Origin of the sequence: Pseudoalteromonas sp. 68 DY56-GL68 (assembly GCF_041414825.1) — a bacterium.
GTDB lineage: Bacteria > Pseudomonadota > Gammaproteobacteria > Enterobacterales > Alteromonadaceae > Pseudoalteromonas.
The window spans coordinates 80794-98240 of record NZ_JAOCZL010000008.1 but is presented as its reverse complement, the minus strand read 5'-3'; the positions used below and the strand labels follow the sequence as shown (position 1 = coordinate 98240).

Genomic DNA, 17447 nt, shown 5'->3' with positions numbered 1-17447 from the left:
TTAGCGCACACATGTAAGCTAAAAGCTATTGCAGAGGCACTTTTCACGTTATAATGCGCGCTGATTTACCCGAGGAGAATCCGTTTGTTAGCTGTTTTTCGTATTATTATCATGGCGTTATTTATCGTGTTTAGCTGCCTTTTTGGCTTAGTCTTATGCATCATTAAGCCATTTCATACCAATAACGTACATATTATTTCTGGCTGGTTTAGCAAAATGGCTAACTTGCTGGGAGTAAAACTTGAATTACGTTACCATGCGGATGCAAAAACAGTTGGCCCTGCAGTGTATGTGGCTAATCATCAGAATAACTACGATCTATTTACCTTGCCTGCAATGGTGCCTGAAAATTGTGTGAGTCTTGGAAAGAAAAGCCTGAAATGGATCCCATTCTTTGGGCAGCTATATTGGTTATCAGGTAATATTTTAATTGATCGTGCTAATCGTTCAAAAGCCGCAGGTACGATTTCAAAATCAGCTGAGAAAATTAAGCAAAAAGGTCTATCGGTTTGGATGTTCCCTGAGGGCACGCGAAGCTATGGCCGTGGCTTGTTACCTTTTAAAACGGGGGCTTTTCATACAGCAATGAGTGCTGATGTACCTGTTGTGCCAGTTTGCATGAGCACAACGCATAAAACTATTAAGCTAAATCGCTGGGATAATGGTACAATTTACCTCGAAATGTTAGCGCCAATTTATCTTGATAAAGACGTATCTGCTCGTGATCATGCATCGCATGTTCATCAGATTATGGCTGCTAAAATAACTGAATTAGATGCTCAAGTGAGAAATAAATAATGGAAAATTGGCGCGAGATTACTGAAGACATCGTTACTTCATTACTTGAAGATGGCTCAGATCCTGAAGTACTGTACGAAGTAGAACACCACTTTGTTAGCGAAAATTTTGAACAGTTAGAGCAAGCCGCTTTAGCTGCTTTTAAACTCGGTTACGATGTTGAAGAGCCTGCTGAACTTGAGCTAGAAGATGGCGAAAAAGTATGGAGCTTTGATGTGGTTGTTGAGTGTGAGCTTGATGTCGAAGCCATTATGGAAGATGTCGATAAGCTTGAAGCGCTCGCTCAACAATCAAACGTTGAATACGATGGTTGGGGAACTTACTTTCAAGAGTAATTTTGTAAGCGTGAAATTTATTTTGTGCGCGATTTAAAGTCGCGCCTATGATCTGAAGTCTTTTTGTCTCGTACTAATTTCGTATTTACTCTCCTTGCTATAGACATTTTTAATCAATTGGCGATAATAAAAAACTCGATGTTTTTATAAACTAAGCTCACATATGCTTGTAACCTTACCCATTGCCGAACTAGTACCAGGGATGTTTGTTGACAGTGTCAGTAAGCAGCACGAGCACATTAATAGCGTTAAAATTAAAACCCGTGGGTTAGTTAGAGATAAAAGTATTATTCAACGTCTGGTGTCTGAAGGTGTTGAAGAACTCCTCATTGACTTCACTCAAAGTGATGTTGCGCTTCCGGCTAAATACCAGCCCAAACCTGTAGAAAAACCCAAGCCAAAAAAAGAAAAAAAAGTTGCTGAAAAAGGCATATCGGTCGAACAAGAGTTCGTGAAAGCGAGTGTTAACTACGAACAGCATAGTCGTAAGTTGCAAGTTTTATATTCAGATATCACATCAGGTTTGAAAATGAATATGACACTGCTTGATGAAGTCGTGGTTGATATCGTTAGTTCTGTATTTCGTAATCACAACGCCATGACGATTCTTACTCGCTTGAGAGACAAGCATATTTACAACTGGCGACATATGATCAATACGGCCATTCTGGTGAGTGTATTCGCTAAATATCTTGGATATAAAGAGCAAACTGTTAAAGAATTGGCAATGGGAGCACTACTGCACGATATTGGGCAAGCTAAAATGCCACAGGGTGTGCTGTCTAAGCCAAGTCAGCTTAATGACAATGAAATGCAGGTTGTGAAAAAACACGTTGCGCAGAGCCTAGGCTTAGTCAAAGGTGAAAAGGGCATTACGCCGTTAATGCTTGATATGATTGTTAATCATCATGAACGATTAGACGGAAGTGGTTACCCAAGAGGCATTACAGCCGAAAAGCTAAGTCGTCCTGCCAGAATAATGGCAATTGTTGATGTTTATGATGCAATTACTGCTGATAGACCTCACCAAATGGGAGAGGAGCCTATTTCGGCACTGCGTTATTTATTAGCGAATAAACAGTTATTTGACTCAGAACTCGTACAACGATTTATAAAGTGTTTGGGTGTGCATCCTGTCGGATCGATTGTGAAGTTAAACAATGAACGTTTAGCGTTAGTTATGGAAGGCAATCAGGACAATCCGATAAAGCCAAAAGTGAAAATCTTTTATAATGCGAAGCACAAACATCATATTACAGCGAAAGATGTTCACTTAAGTGAAGAGCATGATCTAAAAATAATATCGAGTATTAAGCCCCTTGACTATCAACTTAATTTGGCTCGTTTGTTAAAAGAGCATCTTCTTGTTTAGACTTCACACAGCGCTTTTTAGCGTTTCGTTTTGCAGAAATAAATGCACCACTAAAACAACTCGTCATTAATACTAGCCACAGCAATGTGCCTTTCTCTACGTGCAGTGCCACACAGCATAACACCAGCGATAATACAGAGCTGAGCATGGCACTTAACCAGTAGTGGTTAACAGGGTTATCACAGTCACCAGCCTTAGTGCATGCGCAATAATTTGCCTTACAGAAATAGTGCACGCTTAAACCACATAGAATTAACGCTGCGATTATCAATGCAATAACCATAACTTTTGCCCAAATAATTTCAATTGCGTTTAGTTTAAGGGGCATAAAATAACATGTCAATCTAAATGATAATTACTATCGTTTGGTGTTTTTGTAACTAGACATCGGACGAGTTTTAAAAAGTTGTTACCTTGTTGTTAAAATGTGGTTTTTTTACCTCTTTCTAACGAAAAGTTACAGTTTTTTGATCTTAATTAAGGTAATGTTCGAAAGTTTGTAATTATTAGAATAATACATCTAATACCAACGCACAGCATTGACCTTTATGCTTAAATAATAGGTTGCCTCTGTGTTTGTTGGTTTAGCTAACATACAAGTTTGCAAGAGGACACAGATTATGAAATTCACTAGAACATTGATTGCAGCATCACTTGCTGTTGTTTCTGCTGACAGCTTTGCTGCAGCCTTCCAATTAGCAGAGCAAAACGTATCAGGCTTAGGCCGTGCCTATGCTGGTGAAGCAGCGGTTGCTGATGATGCGTCAGTAGTAGCGCGTAACCCTGCACTTATGTCTTTATTTAAAACTAAGCAAATCTCAGTTGTGGGTATTGCTGTTATTCCAGATGTAAGCTTAGAAGGTGAATCAGCTGCATACGGTTTAGATGAGAATGTGCTTGATGATAGTAGCATTGCTCCTTCAGCATTTATCCCTGCGGGTTATTTCACAATGCCATTAAACGACAAAGTATCGTTAGGTTTTGGTGCGTTTTCTAACTTCGGTCTTTCAACAGAGTTTAATAATAATTACGCGGCAGGCTCAATTGCTGGTGAAACTGAAATCGTTACAGTTAACATGAATGCAAGTGCATCATATAAGTTCAACGAACAGTTCAGCTTAGGCCTTGGCTTAAACTATGTATATGCCGATGCGAAAGTAGTTCGTAATGCGGGTGTTAATCCACTCGGTGTACCAGCAGAGACTGAAATTGTTCATCTTGAAGGTGATGATTACGGCTTTGGTTGGAACATTGGTGCTATGTATCAATTAGACGAAAACAACCGTTTTGGTTTTAACTACCGTAGCGAAACAGACATCGACTTTGATGGTGAGTACGCAAATGGCTTACCTGCTGCATTTGGTGGCACTGCGGGCGTTAAAGTACCAGGCGCACTTGAGTTAACGCTTCCAGCTATTGCTGAGTTTTCTGGTTCACACCAGTTAGATAAAAAGCTAGGCGTACACTACAGCATTCAATGGACTGGTTGGGATAGCTTCCAAAAATTAGAAGCTTATGTACCAGGTAACGAAGCACCAGTATTTAGAAAAGAAGAAAACTTCTCTGATGCAATGCGTTACTCTATCGGTACAGACTATCAGTACAGCGATGCATTACTTCTTCGTGCCGGTATTGCTTACGATGAGTCACCAGTTGATCAATCTCACTTATCAATCTCTATTCCTGATACAGATCGTTTCTGGTTCTCATTTGGTGGTAACTACGCATTTAGTGAAAACTCAAACGTTGACTTAGGTGTGAGTATTCTTCGCGGTAAAACACAGAACTTTACAGAAGAAGATAGCTTTGCAAAAGCATTAGGCCAAGAAGCATCATGGGACTTTGAATCGAAAGGTCACGCAGTGCTAATTGGTGCTCAGTACAACTACACGTTTTAATAGTGACGCGACGTAAAGTCGCTGCTATAGAGCATTAAAAAGCCGCGCTATAACATTGTTATAGCGCGGCTTTTTTGTAAGCGCGAATAAATCGCGCTTTATATATGCTGTTATAGACTTTCGATTTTCGCTTTTTGCGCTAATAGTTTGTCTTTCGCATCGGTAAACTCAGCCAGTTTAGCATGCTCTTTAGCAAGCACGGCTTCTGGGGCGTTATTTACGAACTTTTCGTTAGCCAACTTGTTTTGAACCTGTGCTAAGCCTTTTTCTGCTTTTTCAAGCTGCTTCGCGATACGAGCTAATTCAGCTTCAACATCGATTAGGCCAGCCATTGGGATCATGATCTCAAGGTTACCAACATACGATGTTGCGCACGCAGGTGCATCGTCTTTGTTATCAAGAAGCGTGAACTCTTCAAGCTTAGCGAGAGACGCTAAGAATGCTTCGTTTTCAGTTAAGCGTCGCTTGTCTTCATCAGACGCATTAGCAAGTAACACAGATAGTGGCTTACTTGGGCTGATATCCATTTCACCACGGATGTTACGGATCGCAAGAATGAATTGTTTAACCCATTCAAGGTCGTCCATCGCTTGACTATCAACATTTGCTTCATTGTACACAGGGAAGCCTTGTACCATGATGCTGGTGTTGGCTGTTTCGATGCCCGCAAGCGGTGCAACACGTTGCCAAATCGTTTCTGTGATATAAGGCATCATTGGGTGCATTAATCGCAGTAAGCTTTCTAGTACTGTGATTAGGGTATGACGTGTACCACGTTGCTGTGCTTCGTTACCTTTAAACAATACTGGTTTAGTAAGTTCTAGGTACCAGTCACAGAATTGGTTCCAAGTGAACTCATAAATCGTATTTGCTGCTAGGTCAAAGCGGTAGTTTTCTAAGTGCTCTGTGTAGGTTTTAACAGTTGCTTCAAATTGGCCTAAAATCCAACGATCAGCGAGTGAGTACTGTTTTTCAGCATCTGTAGCGAAACCACAGTCTTGCTCTTCTGTGTTCATTAATACGTAACGGCTCGCGTTCCATAGTTTGTTACAGAAGTTACGGTAACCTTCAAGGCGGTTCATATCCCAGTTGATATCACGACCCGTTGATGCCATTGCTGCAAGGGTGAAACGTAGCGCGTCTGTACCGTGTGCTTCGATGCCGTTTTCGAATGTTTTACGAGTGTTCTTTTCAATCTTCTTCGCTAGTTGTGGCTGCATCATATTACCAGTGCGCTTTTCAACTAGGCTTTCAAGATCGATACCGTCAATCATGTCGATAGGATCAAGTACGTTACCTTTCGATTTAGACATCTTATCGCCGTTTTCATCGCGGATAAGGCCAGTTACGTAAACGGTTTTGAATGGTACTTGTGGCTTGCCGTTATCATCTTTGATGAAGTGCATGGTCATCATGATCATACGAGCAACCCAGAAGAAGATGATGTCGAAACCTGTTACCAATACGTCAGACGGGTGGAAAGTTTTTAAATCATCAGTGTTTGCAGGCCAACCTTGCGTTGAGAAAGTCCAAAGCGCAGACGAGAACCACGTATCTAAAACGTCTTCATCTTGCTTAAGTGCAACATCATCAGCAAGGTTGTTATCTCGGCGTACTTCAGCTTCGTCACGACCAACGTATACGTTACCTTCGTTGTCGTACCAAGCAGGGATGCGGTGACCCCACCAAAGCTGACGTGAAATACACCAGTCTTGTACGTCGTTCATCCACGAGAAGTACATATTCTCGTATTGTTGAGGTACAAATTTAATGTCGCCATTTTTAACTGCTTCTTTTGCAGGCTCAGCAAGTGGTGCTACGCGCACGTACCACTGATCAGTAAGAAGAGGCTCAATCACTACACCAGAACGGTCACCGTAAGGTACAGTTAGGCTGTGATCTTCGATTTTTTCTAATAGGCCAAGTTCTTCAAACTCGCTCACAATCGCTTTACGTGCATCAAAGCGGTCAAGGCCGTGTAGACGCTCAGGAATTGGCGCATCTAATTCAAGCTCTTTACCGTCGAATGTATAGCTTTCGCCTTCGCTTAATACCGCAGCATCTTTGTTGAAGATGTTGATCATTGGTAGTTGGTGACGTTTACCTACTTCGTTATCGTTAAAGTCGTGGGCAGGGGTGATTTTCACACAACCTGTGCCTTTTTCCATGTCTGCATGCTCATCGGCAACAATTGGAATGCGACGGTTAACGATAGGGAGTAAAATATCTTTACCGATCAGGTCTTGGTAACGTTCATCATCAGGGTTAACTGCAACACCTGTATCACCTAGCATTGTTTCAGGACGTGTTGTGGCAACAATGATGTAGTCTTTACCATCTTTGGTTTTTACGCCATCAGCAAGTGGGTAACGTAAGTTCCACATGTGACCTTGTTTGTCTTTGTTTTCAACTTCAAGATCAGAAATAGCAGTGTGAAGTTTAGGGTCCCAGTTAACTAGACGCTTACCACGGTAGATTAAGTCTTCTTTGTGAAGACGTACGAATACTTCTTTAACCGCTTCAGAAAGGCCTTCGTCCATAGTGAAACGCTCACGGTCCCAATCTACTGACGCACCTAAGCGACGTAATTGTTTGGTGATAGTGCCACCTGAGTGGTTTTTCCACTCCCAGATTTTATCGATAAATGCATCACGGCCTAGGTCATGACGTGTTTTACCTTCTTCAGCTGCAAGCTTACGCTCAACAAGCATTTGTGTTGCGATACCAGCGTGATCAGTACCTACTTGCCATAAAGTGTTATTGCCTTGCATACGCTTTAAGCGTGTTAGCGTATCCATAATGGTATCTTGGAACGCATGGCCCATGTGTAAGCTACCTGTGACGTTTGGTGGCGGAATCATGATTGAGTAAGCGTCACCTTGGCCAGACGGTTTAAAGTAGCCTTTTTCTTCCCAGTCTTGATATAAAGACTGTTCAATATCTTGCGGATTGTAGGTTTTATCCATTACACAGAACCTTAAATAAATGCTTAAATGTCAATTTCTTGCGTTGCAATATGGGCGCCCAGTTGGCGAAGCTTTTTAAACCGCTCACGGGCGGCTTGTTTAGCGTTAGGCTCAACGGGGACAAAATCAAAAACCTGCTGAAAACGGCGAATAAAATCCGGTAGGTGTTCAGCTAAGTTGATTAATATTTTTCTGTTGCCGACAGGTGGAGTCATACCAATTTCAACCGGAGCGCCACCTTTGGGGCCTTCACCTTGTAGGTTGTGTGGTATGAAGCTATCTGGCTCAAATGACCAGATGATGTCGTCGATTGTGTGGGCCGTGTCAGTGTTATCGGCGTAAATAAATACGCGATGACCAAGACGATACTGATCTGCTGCTATTTTTGCGGCAAGATCAAAACATGCTTTATCAGCTTGCTGGCTGTTACCATCTTGTTTTAGAACGTAAAATTGTGCGTTCATGCTCATTGTGACTTTCGTCCCCACAGATACACAGATCAAAGCAGAGATTTTGACATAGAACGCGTGTTGCTTCAATTAATAAGGCGCCATTTGGCGCCTTATTTAGGGTTAGTTGTAAGCTTGCGATAAGGCTTAGTCGTGACTTGCTTCACTCACGCCTGCGCGGTTTAGTAAATACTGAGTCAGCATAGGTACAGGACGACCGGTTGCACCTTTGTTTTTACCACCGCTGCGCCATGCTGTACCTGCGATATCTAAATGCGCCCAATTGTATTTTTTGGTGAATTTAGATAAGAAGCATGCAGCTGTAATCGTACCTGCAGCACGACCACCTAAGTTGGTGAAATCAGCGAATGGGCTTTCAAGTTGCTCTTGATAGTCATCCCAAAGCGGTAGCTGCCATGCGCGGTCGCCACTTTGCTCAGACGCTTTTAGTAGGTCATGGGCAAGAGGGTTATGGTTTGATAGTAAACCTGTGGCATGTGAACCCAATGCAATAATACACGCACCTGTCAGTGTTGCTACGTCAACTACGGTATCAGGGTCAAAACGCTCAACATAAGTGAGTGCATCACACAGTACTAAACGGCCTTCGGCATCGGTGTTTAACACTTCAACTGTTTGACCCGACATAGTTGTTAAAATGTCACCAGGGCGATAAGCATTTGAGCCAGGCATGTTTTCACACCCCGCTAAAACACCGACAACGTTAATAGGTAACTGCATTTGCACTAATGCGCGCATCGTACCAATAACACCCGCTGCACCACCCATGTCGTATTTCATTTCATCCATGGCTTCGCCTGGCTTGATTGAAATACCACCTGAGTCAAAGGTTAAGCCTTTACCCACTAACACGATTGGCGCTTGATCTTTGTCGCCACCTTGATAGTTAATTACCGACATAACCGATTCATTTGCGCTGCCACGGCCAACTGCTAGGTATGAATTCATGCCCAGCTCTGCCATTTTTTCTTCGCCGATAATATCAACCGTTACATTATCGAAGTTATCAGCAATTTCTTGTGCTTGTTCACCTAAATACGCTGGATTACAGATATTTGGTGGCATATTGGCAACGTCTTTACATAATTTGCTACCCGCTGCGATGGCTAGGCCATGCTCAATTGCACTTTCGCCAATCGTTAACTCGCGACGTGTTGGTACGTTAAAAACGATTTTACGTAGTGGACGGCGAGGGTCGCTTTTTTTACTTTTCAGTTGATTGAAGGTGTATAGGCAATCTTGTGTTGTTTCAACTGCTTGACGCACTTTCCAATAGGTGTCACGACTTTTAACATGTTGCTCTGTTAAAAAGCATACCGCTTCCATCGAACCGGTTTCGTTTAGTGTATTAATTGTTTTAGAGATGATCTGCTTATATTGCTTGTCATCTAACTCACGTTCTTTACCACAACCAACAAGCAATACGCGCTCGCTCAGTACATTAGGTACATGATGTAGTAATAATACTTGTCCTGGCTTTCCTTCAAGATCACCGCGGCGAAGTAAGTTAGAGATATAACCATCGCTAATTTTATCTAGCTGCTCACCAATGGGGGATAAACGACGTGGCTCATAAACGCCAACTACAATACATGCGCTACGTTGCTTTTCTGGACTACCACTTTTTACGCTAAATTCCATTGTCACTCCTAGTGTTGAGTCATTTAACCTTTAAAAATAAGGGCAAGAAATTCATTTTTTAGTCCTTTCTTACATTTTTTAGTTTATTAATACTAATATTAGCTCATAAACTATGACTCTATTTACGTGTTTTTGAACTTTATCTTATTGTGAATATCAATATCACATAATTGAGGCCATCTGTACCATTTATGCAAGATTATATGTTCTTGCTAGGTATGATATTTCACTATGATGGCATATAATAAAGTGAGTAAAATAACTAGTTTACTCAAAATTTCTTACTATTCCAGTGAAACACGATGTTTAACAGGGGCGAGCATTGCTAATTTTTCGTTATTTGACCACTGAAGTCTTAAAGTCGCAGGTCGCCGTATTTCTAACTTTGATGACCATTTTTGTGTCACAAAAGTTTGTTGTTATTTTAGGGGATGCCTCCGAAGGGGGACTTCCTGCAAAACTTGTACTATCCATGATCGCGCTAAAGCTCCCTCAGCTTGCCTCGCTTATTCTACCTCTTAGTATTTTCTTGGGGATTATATTAGCCTATAGCCGCATTTATGCTGACAGTGAAATGACCGTGCTTAAGGCATGTGGAGTGAGTGAGTGGTATGTGGTACGTGTAACACTTATTTCAAGCGTGGTTCTTGCCATACTAGCGGGTGTATTAACCTTATATGTCGCTCCGTGGGCAAGCGAACAAGAATACCAGTTAAAAGAGCAGGCAAAAGCGGATGCCGGTTTATCAGCACTAAGGGCGGGACGTTTTCAACAAACGGGTAACGAAAAAGCAGTCGTGTTTATTCATAATATTGAAAACAGTGGAAAAGAGTTACATAAAGTGTTTGTTGCCCAGCTACCTGAACGTGAAAAAGGTGATTTAGCACGTTTAGTTTATGCAGAGCGTGGTGTTGTTATTGAGCAAGAAAATGGCGAGCAACAACTCGTTCTCAACGATGGTAAGCGTTACGAAACAGATGGCGAGTCAGCTGCTTTAAACCTAACAGAGTTTGATGGTTACAGTGTGCAAATACAAGATCAAGAAATTGAGCACCAACGCCGTAAGCTAGAAGCGGTTCCTACTTTTGATTTATTTAAAATGAAAACTTCTGAGGCAATCGCGCAATGGCAATGGCGTATTGCTATACCGCTTTCAATACCTTTACTTACTTTGCTAGCAGTGCCTTTAAGTGTTGTTAATCCACGCCAAGGTAAATTTGCTAAACTAGTGCCTGCGATCAGCTTATATTTGGGTTACTTTATTTTATTAAATGCGGCTAAGTTTGCAGTTGAAGATGGCAAAATCCCTCCTTCAATAGGTCTTTGGTGGATTCATTTATCAGCATTATTCATAGGTGGATTATTGATTATTAAGGGTCGCCCACTAGGCGCTTGGTTAAAGGCTGTTGTGACTAAGCGGGAGTTAAGCGCATGATGAAAACACTCGATTGGTACTTGGGCCGCAGCATTATTCAAACAACAGGTTTTGCATTAATGGTGCTGGTTGGTATCAGTACGTTAATAAAGTTTATTGAGCAGCTTAAATCGGTTGGTCGTGGTAGTTACGATATTGCGACTGCACTTATCTACACCTTGTATAGCATGCCGGGTGATTTAGTTATATTTTTTCCAATGGCTGCGCTCATTGGTGGTTTAACAGGACTGGGGGCACTGGCATCAAATAGTGAGTTAGTTGTTATGCAGGCTGCGGGAATGTCGCGCTTGCAAATTATTGCCTCTGTAATGAAAACCGCTATGTTCATGGCTATTTGTATGATGGCCCTAGGTGAGTGGGGGGCGCCAGAAGCGCAGTTAAAAGCCAAAGAGATACGTAACCATGCTATTTACGGTGGTGATGTGTTTAGTGCCCAGCAAGGTGTATGGGCAAAAGATGGTAGCAATTTTATTAATATAGAAGACGTTGATCAGCAAGGTATTTTACGTGGTGTTCATATGTATCACTTCGATAAATCTTTGCAATTAACGCAAATCACTAAAGCTGAAGAAGCAGTTAACCGTCAAGATGGTTGGCTACTTCGCGATGTAAATAAAGTGAAGATCACGCCAGAAAAAATCACCACAGAACAGCAAGATGAAGAGTTTTACGACTCACAGCTGACGGCCGAAAAGTTGGGGGTAGTATCTGTAAAACCAGAGTCACTTTCATTTACAGGGCTTTGGTCTTATTTAAGTTATTTACAACAAAATGAGCAAGACACAAGTACATATGAGCTTGCGTTGTGGCGTAAATTTATGCAGCCGATATCTATCGCAGTAATGTTATTAGTGGCTTTATCGTTTATTTTTGGCCCGCTACGCACAGTAACTATGGGCGCACGCATCATCATGGGTGTTATAACGGGGATTACTTTCCACCTAACAAACGAAATTTTTGGCCCTGTTGTTATGGTTTATCAAATACCTGCCGTAATAGGAGCCGTGTTGCCAAGTATCTTGTTTATTGGTTTTGCAACCTATTTATTGAACAAACGAGTGTAACACTCAGCACAAAAAAAGCGTGGTTTTGAAGCCACGCTTTTTTGTGCTTGTATGCAGCTTAATCTAATGAGCGATAAATGCGCTTGTTTTCTTCTTTTGTAAGCGTGATCACTTCTGTTTTAGCTACATAATCTTGCAGTGCCCGCTTATTTTTAAAATCAATTAATACCACTAAATTACCCAACCCCAGTAGTGCGCTAATTGCTCTAAGAGCGCCCTGAGGCCAGCTTATTAGATTACCATCGAGTGTTTGTACTTTTAAACGCCATGCGCGCATACCAATCGTTTGGCCACTTTTAGCCCAAAAATAGCTAAAGAAAGCGACGCTCACTAATACCAATAAAGCGCTGCGAATCCCATAAAAAAGTGGTGAGTTTTGAATATAAGCTGAGACATCTTCTGCATCTCCAATAGTTAATATGTCTAGCGAAATTAAAGCTTGAATAGCAAGTAGATAAAGCACAGTTGTCAGCATCGCAAACGCAATGACAACTAATGTATCGTAGATTAAAGAAGCAAAACGGCGCCAAAAACCGGCACGTGGAAACTCAGCTGACATAGACAATCTCATCCAATTAAATTGCGCAGTAGTTTAGCAAAGTACTCACAAAACAAGAAATACTTAGCGATTGTTTAGTAATTCGACAAACAGGTCTGACCTGCTATAGTTGAAAAAATAATAAAAAGAGCACACACAATGTCTATTTCAAAAAGTGAAACTCATCATGTTTTTAATCAGCCTCAACCATTAGAAAACTATAATGTTTATCAAGCCGATGATGTTTTGAAATATTGGCAAAAGCAATTTTCAGGTCAGTGGGGCACTGCGCATCTAACTGCATTTGGGGAGCAAGTGGGTGGTGCATTACTAAAAGCTGGATTCTTAGCAAATAAGCACTTACCTGAACTAACGACTCACAGTCGGTTTGGCGAACGCATAGATCAAGTTGATTATCACCCGAGTTACCACCAATTAATGCAGCACGCTATTGAGCAAGGGCATTGCGCTTTACCTTGGCAGCAAAAAAAGCCTGGCAGTCATGTAGTAAGAGCTGTAATGGCGGTGCTGCACAATCATGCAGATCCAGGTTCAGGTTGCCCCCTCACCATGACATTTGCCAGTGTGCCAGCGATTGCCAGCCAAGCCAATGTGGCACAAAAGTGGCTGCCAAAAATACTTTCAAAGCACTACGATGGCGGCAATAAACCTTGGTTTGAAAAACAAGGTGTTACTATTGGTATGGCAATGACCGAAAAACAAGGTGGTTCTGATGTGCGTGCAAATACTACAAAAGCTGCGCCATTAACGACTGCAGGAGCAGGTGAGCTTTATAGCTTAGAGGGGCATAAGTGGTTTTGCTCAGCGCCTATGAGTGACGCATTCTTAGTGCTTGCAAATACGGATGAAAAACAACTCTCATGCTTTTTAGTACCTAGGTGGCTCGAAAATGGCGAAAAAAATGCCATGTATATTCAGCGCTTAAAAAATAAGTTAGGTAATCAATCGAACGCCAGTTCAGAAATAGAGTTCAGGGGTGCACATGGTTGGCTTTTAGGTGAACCAGGACGAGGTATTGCTACTATTATTCAAATGGTGGCACTCACTCGTTACGATTGTATGTTAGGCTCGAGCTCGTTAATGCTTCAAGCTGTAAAAGAAGCGATATGGCATACCGCAGGGCGAAGTGTATTTGGTAAAAATTTACACCAACAACCTCTCATGTTAAATGTACTGGCTGATTTAGCGATCGAGGCTGAAGCCGCTTTGGCAATCTCTATGCGTATAGCTCATGCCCTTGATAATCAAAATGATAACAGCGAAGTGTTATTGGTTCGAAGTGCCACCGCAATTGGCAAATACTGGATTTGCAAGCGTGCTATTCAACATACCTATGAGGCGATGGAGTGTATTGGTGGCGTGGGTTATGTGCAGGACAATGTCACTAGTCGTCTTTATAAAGAAGCACCGGTTAACTCTATTTGGGAAGGTTCAGGTAATGTACAGTGCTTAGACTTATTACGTGTTTTTAAGCGTGAGCCTGAGTCGTTAAAAGCACTTATAAATGAACTTGAGAAAGCGCGAACACTTAACCAAGAGTTTGCGATTAAACTTGATGAATTAAAGCTTATACTCAATGAAGCTAAACACATGGAAATGCATGCTCGGCGTATAATGGAGCACCTAGCACAGCTTTGGCAAGCCGCAACCTTGCTACAGTTTGGCGAGCCAATTATCGCTGATGCGTTTGTTAAAAGCCGCTTAAAAGGAACAAGATTTTCGCAGTATGGTTGTTTGAGCCATGAGATTGATTGTGAGGCTATCGTCCTGCGAATGATGCCAAAACATCAAAGTTAATAATTTGTATATTAATTGTTCGGTTGAAAGGGCGAGATGAATAAAACGCTTGCTGCCATACCCATTCTTTGTATAATGCTTGGCATAGAGACAAAGGCAGTAAATAAGTTTTTGCTCTAAAGTGGTTTTTCTTTATCTTCTCGTGTTTAGAAGGTGAAAGAAAAATGAAGCCAGTATGATGGAATTGGTAGACATGACGGATTCAAAATCCGTTGCCTTCGGGCGTGGCGGTTCAAGTCCGCCTACTGGTACCACTTTTATGACCTCAGCAGTTTTGCTGGGGTTTTTTTATGCCTGAAAAAGTAGTGTGCGGACTTAAGCGCCACGCGGGGCGAGGCACTAAAGCAAGTAAAAGTCCGCCTACTGGTACCACTTTTGAACCCTAGCCAATTGGTTAGGGTTTTTTTATGCCTGAAAAAGTAGTTTGCGGACTTGAGTGCCACGCGAGGCGAGGCACTAAAGCAAGTAAAAGTCCGCCTACTGGTACCACTTTTATGACCTCAGCAGTTTTGCTGGGTTTTTTTATGCCTGAAAAAGTGGTGTGCGGACTTAAGCGCCACGCGGGGCGAGGCACTAAAGCAAGTAAAAGTCCGTCTACTGGTAGCACTTTTGAAGCCTAGCCAATTGGTTAGGGTTTTTTTATGCTAGTAAGAAACTACAGTGCAAGCCTATTTGTGACTTTCAGATAGCTTCAGAGCTTACCAGCTAATTTTTTCTCACGCTCGTTTTGTTCTATTTATAAACGAATAAATGTAAACGGTGCTTAGTATTTTAATAACCTTAAAATAAGTGTGCTTATTTGTATGCAAAGTAATCGTTTTAGACTAGGGTAGCATGGTGTTTATACTCATCTTATATTACAATTTGCAGCCTGAAGTTTAAGTGAAGTCAATCACTTAGTGCACAAAATCGGTAGGGTGGCAAAGCGTGGGGACATACGACTTAAAGCGTATCGTTGAAAGTATATCTAATCTTAAAAGTGAAAACTTTTATAATGCAATATGCCTTTCACTGTCGGAAGTACTTGGTGCATCTCATGTTTTTTTAGCCCAAGTTGATGAATCGACAATGCATGCATCAACAATTGCACTGGCTGCGTATGACGAAATAGTGGATAACATTAGCTATGATATTCGCTGTACTCCATGTAATGATGTTAGGTGTGGCGGCATTTCAAGCTACAGCTCGGGTGTGCAAGCATTGTTTCCAGATGATCGCCTACTCGTAGATATGGGAATTGAAGCTTACGTCGGTGTGCCATTACAAAGTTTATCAGGTAAAACCGACACGATTTTAGTGGCTCTTTTTCAGCATGAGATAGGTGATGCGCTTCAGGTTGAATCCTTTTTTTCTTTATTCACAGGCTTAATTCAACGTGAAATAGATAAAGATCGCTTTATTGCTAAGCTAGATTTTGCAAATCAACTTATAGAACAAAGCCATGAAGCAATTTTTATTTGTAATAAAAATGTCGAAATCACTTACGTAAATACTGCCTTTACAAAAATGACAGGGTATACCCTTGATGAAGTGCTAGGGCAAAACCCGAAAATATTAAGCTCCAACCAACATGATCAACATTTTTATCGCGCTATGTGGCATCAAATAGATAAAAAAGGTAAATGGTCAGGGGAGATAACAAACAAAACGAAACAGGGTACTCTTTACACTCAGTTTTTATCAATCACTCAAATGCAAACGAATGGTGAAATCTGTTATGTCGCGTTTATTCTCGATATTACCGAGAAGAAAGAAGCAGAACAAAAAATCTATTTTCATGCTAACCATGATCAATTAACCGGCCTAACAAATCGCTTCTATTTCAAAGAGCGCATATCCGAGTTAGTTTCTTCGTTGTCTTATCAAGATGAAGAGAGTACTAATTTAGCGGTTATTTATTTTGATGTAGATAAGTTTCAAGATATTAATACGGTTTATGGCTTGAGCTTTGGTGATAAGGTGTTGTGCCAGCTAGCCGAGCGATTGGAAAGCAGCTTTAAAGAATGTGCTTTTTCACGTATTGATGGTGATAGTTTTGCCGTACTACAAACTTATCAGCAAGTAAGTGAGTTAGAGCTTGTATGCAAGCAGGTTTCAGCCTTGTTAGTGGAGCCTTTTTTAATCGGTGGGATTAGCCAACAAGTGTCGGTGACGTTGGGAGTGAGTACGTATCAGCAAGCAAAATCAATATCATCACAAGACAGAGTTGAAAAAATCGCTCGCCGGTTAGTGAGGCAGGCAGAGTTGGCCACGTTAAACGCCAAGCAAGTTGGTGCGCCGTTCTTGCACTTTTGCAAGGAAATGGATGATAAAGTAAAAAAGCACAACTTACTGGTTGAGCAATTAACTCAAGCTGTTAAGAATGATGAGTTAGAAGTCCACTTTCAACCTATTATCGATGTTCAAAGTAACACGGTTGCAAAGTTTGAAAGTCTAGTTCGCTGGCGCAATCAAGGGCAGTGGGTATCACCCGCCGTGTTTATCCCATTAGCTGAAGAGTCTCGTGTGATCATTGAGTTGGGTGAGCTTGTTCTTCGAAAAACGTGCCAACAAATAAAATATCTAGAAGCAGAAGGCTATAATCAATTTGTATTCAATGTAAATCGCTCGTTATTTGAGTTTACTGAGTTTAATCCGCACCGCAACGCATGGCTTGAGATCATTACTGAACAGAACGTCAATCCGTCACAAATTTCTTTTGAATTAACTGAAAGCGTGCTTGCTCCAGAAAACACAAACCACCTTGAAGTATTAACTCAGCTTAAATCTGCTGGCTGTTTAATCTCTTTGGATGACTTTGGGACTGGTTACTCGTCGTTGAGTTATTTACGTCGTTTTCCTGTTGATGTGTTAAAGCTTGATAAATCATTCATTGACGAAATACATACTAACTCAGGTGATGAAGCATTGGTTAAGTCGATTATACAAATGAGCCAAGTACTTGGTATTAAAGTGGTTGCTGAAGGTGTTGAATTGCAACAACAGTTGGCAGTTTTGAAAGAGGCAGGGTGTGACTTTATTCAAGGTTATTATTTTTCAAAGCCTCTTCCAGGCGATGAAATACAAGCATTTTTAACACAATTAGCTAGAGAGCATTGATGATTCGCGGTAT

Annotated in this window: 13 protein-coding genes and 1 tRNA gene; 9 read left to right on the top strand and 5 right to left on the bottom strand. The window is 41.4% G+C overall.

Annotated features, from left to right (window positions below; all coding sequences use genetic code 11):
- Nucleotides 1-84 precede the first annotated feature (84 nt).
- The 3 genes from NYF15_RS05750 to NYF15_RS05740 all read left to right on the top strand — a co-directional run bounded on the left by NYF15_RS05750 (nucleotide 85) and on the right by NYF15_RS05740 (nucleotide 2505).
- Complete coding sequence (locus NYF15_RS05750; protein WP_193988357.1) at nucleotides 85-798, top strand: 1-acylglycerol-3-phosphate O-acyltransferase; 714 nt, start codon at nucleotides 85-87, stop codon at nucleotides 796-798.
- The gene (gene rraB / locus NYF15_RS05745; RefSeq protein WP_062570138.1) at nucleotides 798-1133 is read left to right on the top strand and encodes a ribonuclease E inhibitor RraB; all 336 of its coding nucleotides are present in this window, start codon (nucleotides 798-800) and stop codon (nucleotides 1131-1133) included. Before NYF15_RS05750 ends, rraB begins: the two co-directional genes overlap by 1 nt.
- 163 nt (nucleotides 1134-1296) lie before the next feature.
- Nucleotides 1297-2505, top strand: coding sequence for an HD-GYP domain-containing protein (locus NYF15_RS05740; RefSeq protein ID WP_130150776.1), 1209 nt, complete (start codon nucleotides 1297-1299; stop codon nucleotides 2503-2505).
- Here the strand turns inward: NYF15_RS05740 and NYF15_RS05735 are convergent.
- A complete protein-coding gene (locus tag NYF15_RS05735) occupies nucleotides 2465-2788 on the bottom strand; it encodes a hypothetical protein (protein ID WP_371353110.1) in 324 nt (107 codons plus the stop codon). The two genes, NYF15_RS05740 and NYF15_RS05735, sit on opposite strands and share 41 nt — an antisense overlap.
- A gap of 337 nt (nucleotides 2789-3125) precedes the next feature.
- Between NYF15_RS05735 and NYF15_RS05730 the strand changes: the two genes are divergently transcribed.
- The gene (locus tag NYF15_RS05730; protein ID WP_371353061.1) at nucleotides 3126-4403 is read left to right on the top strand and encodes an outer membrane protein transport protein; all 1278 of its coding nucleotides are present in this window, start codon (nucleotides 3126-3128) and stop codon (nucleotides 4401-4403) included.
- 110 nt (nucleotides 4404-4513) lie between these two features.
- On the opposite strand, the gene NYF15_RS05725 is transcribed toward NYF15_RS05730, so the two are convergent.
- The 3 genes from NYF15_RS05725 to pepA form a co-directional block, all read right to left on the bottom strand.
- The gene (locus NYF15_RS05725; protein WP_371353060.1) at nucleotides 4514-7369 is read right to left on the bottom strand and encodes a valine--tRNA ligase; all 2856 of its coding nucleotides are present in this window, start codon (nucleotides 7367-7369) and stop codon (nucleotides 4514-4516) included.
- A 23-nt stretch (nucleotides 7370-7392) separates the two neighbouring features.
- Nucleotides 7393-7839: a DNA polymerase III subunit chi gene (locus NYF15_RS05720; protein WP_062570142.1), complete on the bottom strand. Its 447-nt coding sequence runs from the start codon at nucleotides 7837-7839 to the stop codon at nucleotides 7393-7395.
- Between the two features lie 126 nt (nucleotides 7840-7965).
- A complete protein-coding gene (gene pepA / locus NYF15_RS05715; RefSeq protein WP_130150779.1) occupies nucleotides 7966-9480 on the bottom strand; it encodes a leucyl aminopeptidase in 1515 nt (504 codons plus the stop codon).
- Between the two features lie 322 nt (nucleotides 9481-9802).
- Here pepA and lptF point away from each other — a divergent pair, with 322 nt between their 5' ends.
- Both lptF and lptG read left to right on the top strand, forming a co-directional pair.
- Complete coding sequence (gene lptF, locus NYF15_RS05710; RefSeq protein ID WP_130150780.1) at nucleotides 9803-10915, top strand: LPS export ABC transporter permease LptF; 1113 nt, start codon at nucleotides 9803-9805, stop codon at nucleotides 10913-10915.
- Nucleotides 10912-11979 (top strand): LPS export ABC transporter permease LptG, encoded by a 1068-nt coding sequence (lptG, locus tag NYF15_RS05705; protein WP_062570145.1) that lies wholly within the window; start codon nucleotides 10912-10914, stop codon nucleotides 11977-11979. Before lptF ends, lptG begins: the two co-directional genes overlap by 4 nt.
- 58 nt (nucleotides 11980-12037) lie before the next feature.
- Here the strand turns inward: lptG and NYF15_RS05700 are convergent, their stop codons facing one another.
- A complete protein-coding gene (locus NYF15_RS05700) occupies nucleotides 12038-12538 on the bottom strand; it encodes an RDD family protein (RefSeq protein ID WP_371353059.1) in 501 nt (166 codons plus the stop codon).
- A 138-nt stretch (nucleotides 12539-12676) separates the two neighbouring features.
- Between NYF15_RS05700 and NYF15_RS05695 the strand changes: the two genes are divergently transcribed.
- The 3 genes from NYF15_RS05695 to NYF15_RS05685 all read left to right on the top strand — a co-directional run bounded on the left by NYF15_RS05695 (nucleotide 12677) and on the right by NYF15_RS05685 (nucleotide 17434).
- Nucleotides 12677-14335 (top strand): acyl-CoA dehydrogenase family protein, encoded by a 1659-nt coding sequence (locus NYF15_RS05695; RefSeq protein WP_371353058.1) that lies wholly within the window; start codon nucleotides 12677-12679, stop codon nucleotides 14333-14335.
- A gap of 169 nt (nucleotides 14336-14504) precedes the next feature.
- A tRNA-Leu gene (locus NYF15_RS05690) sits at nucleotides 14505-14589 on the top strand.
- A 673-nt stretch (nucleotides 14590-15262) separates the two neighbouring features.
- Complete coding sequence (locus NYF15_RS05685) at nucleotides 15263-17434, top strand: putative bifunctional diguanylate cyclase/phosphodiesterase (RefSeq protein ID WP_371353057.1); 2172 nt, start codon at nucleotides 15263-15265, stop codon at nucleotides 17432-17434.
- Nucleotides 17435-17447: the final 13 nt, after the last annotated feature.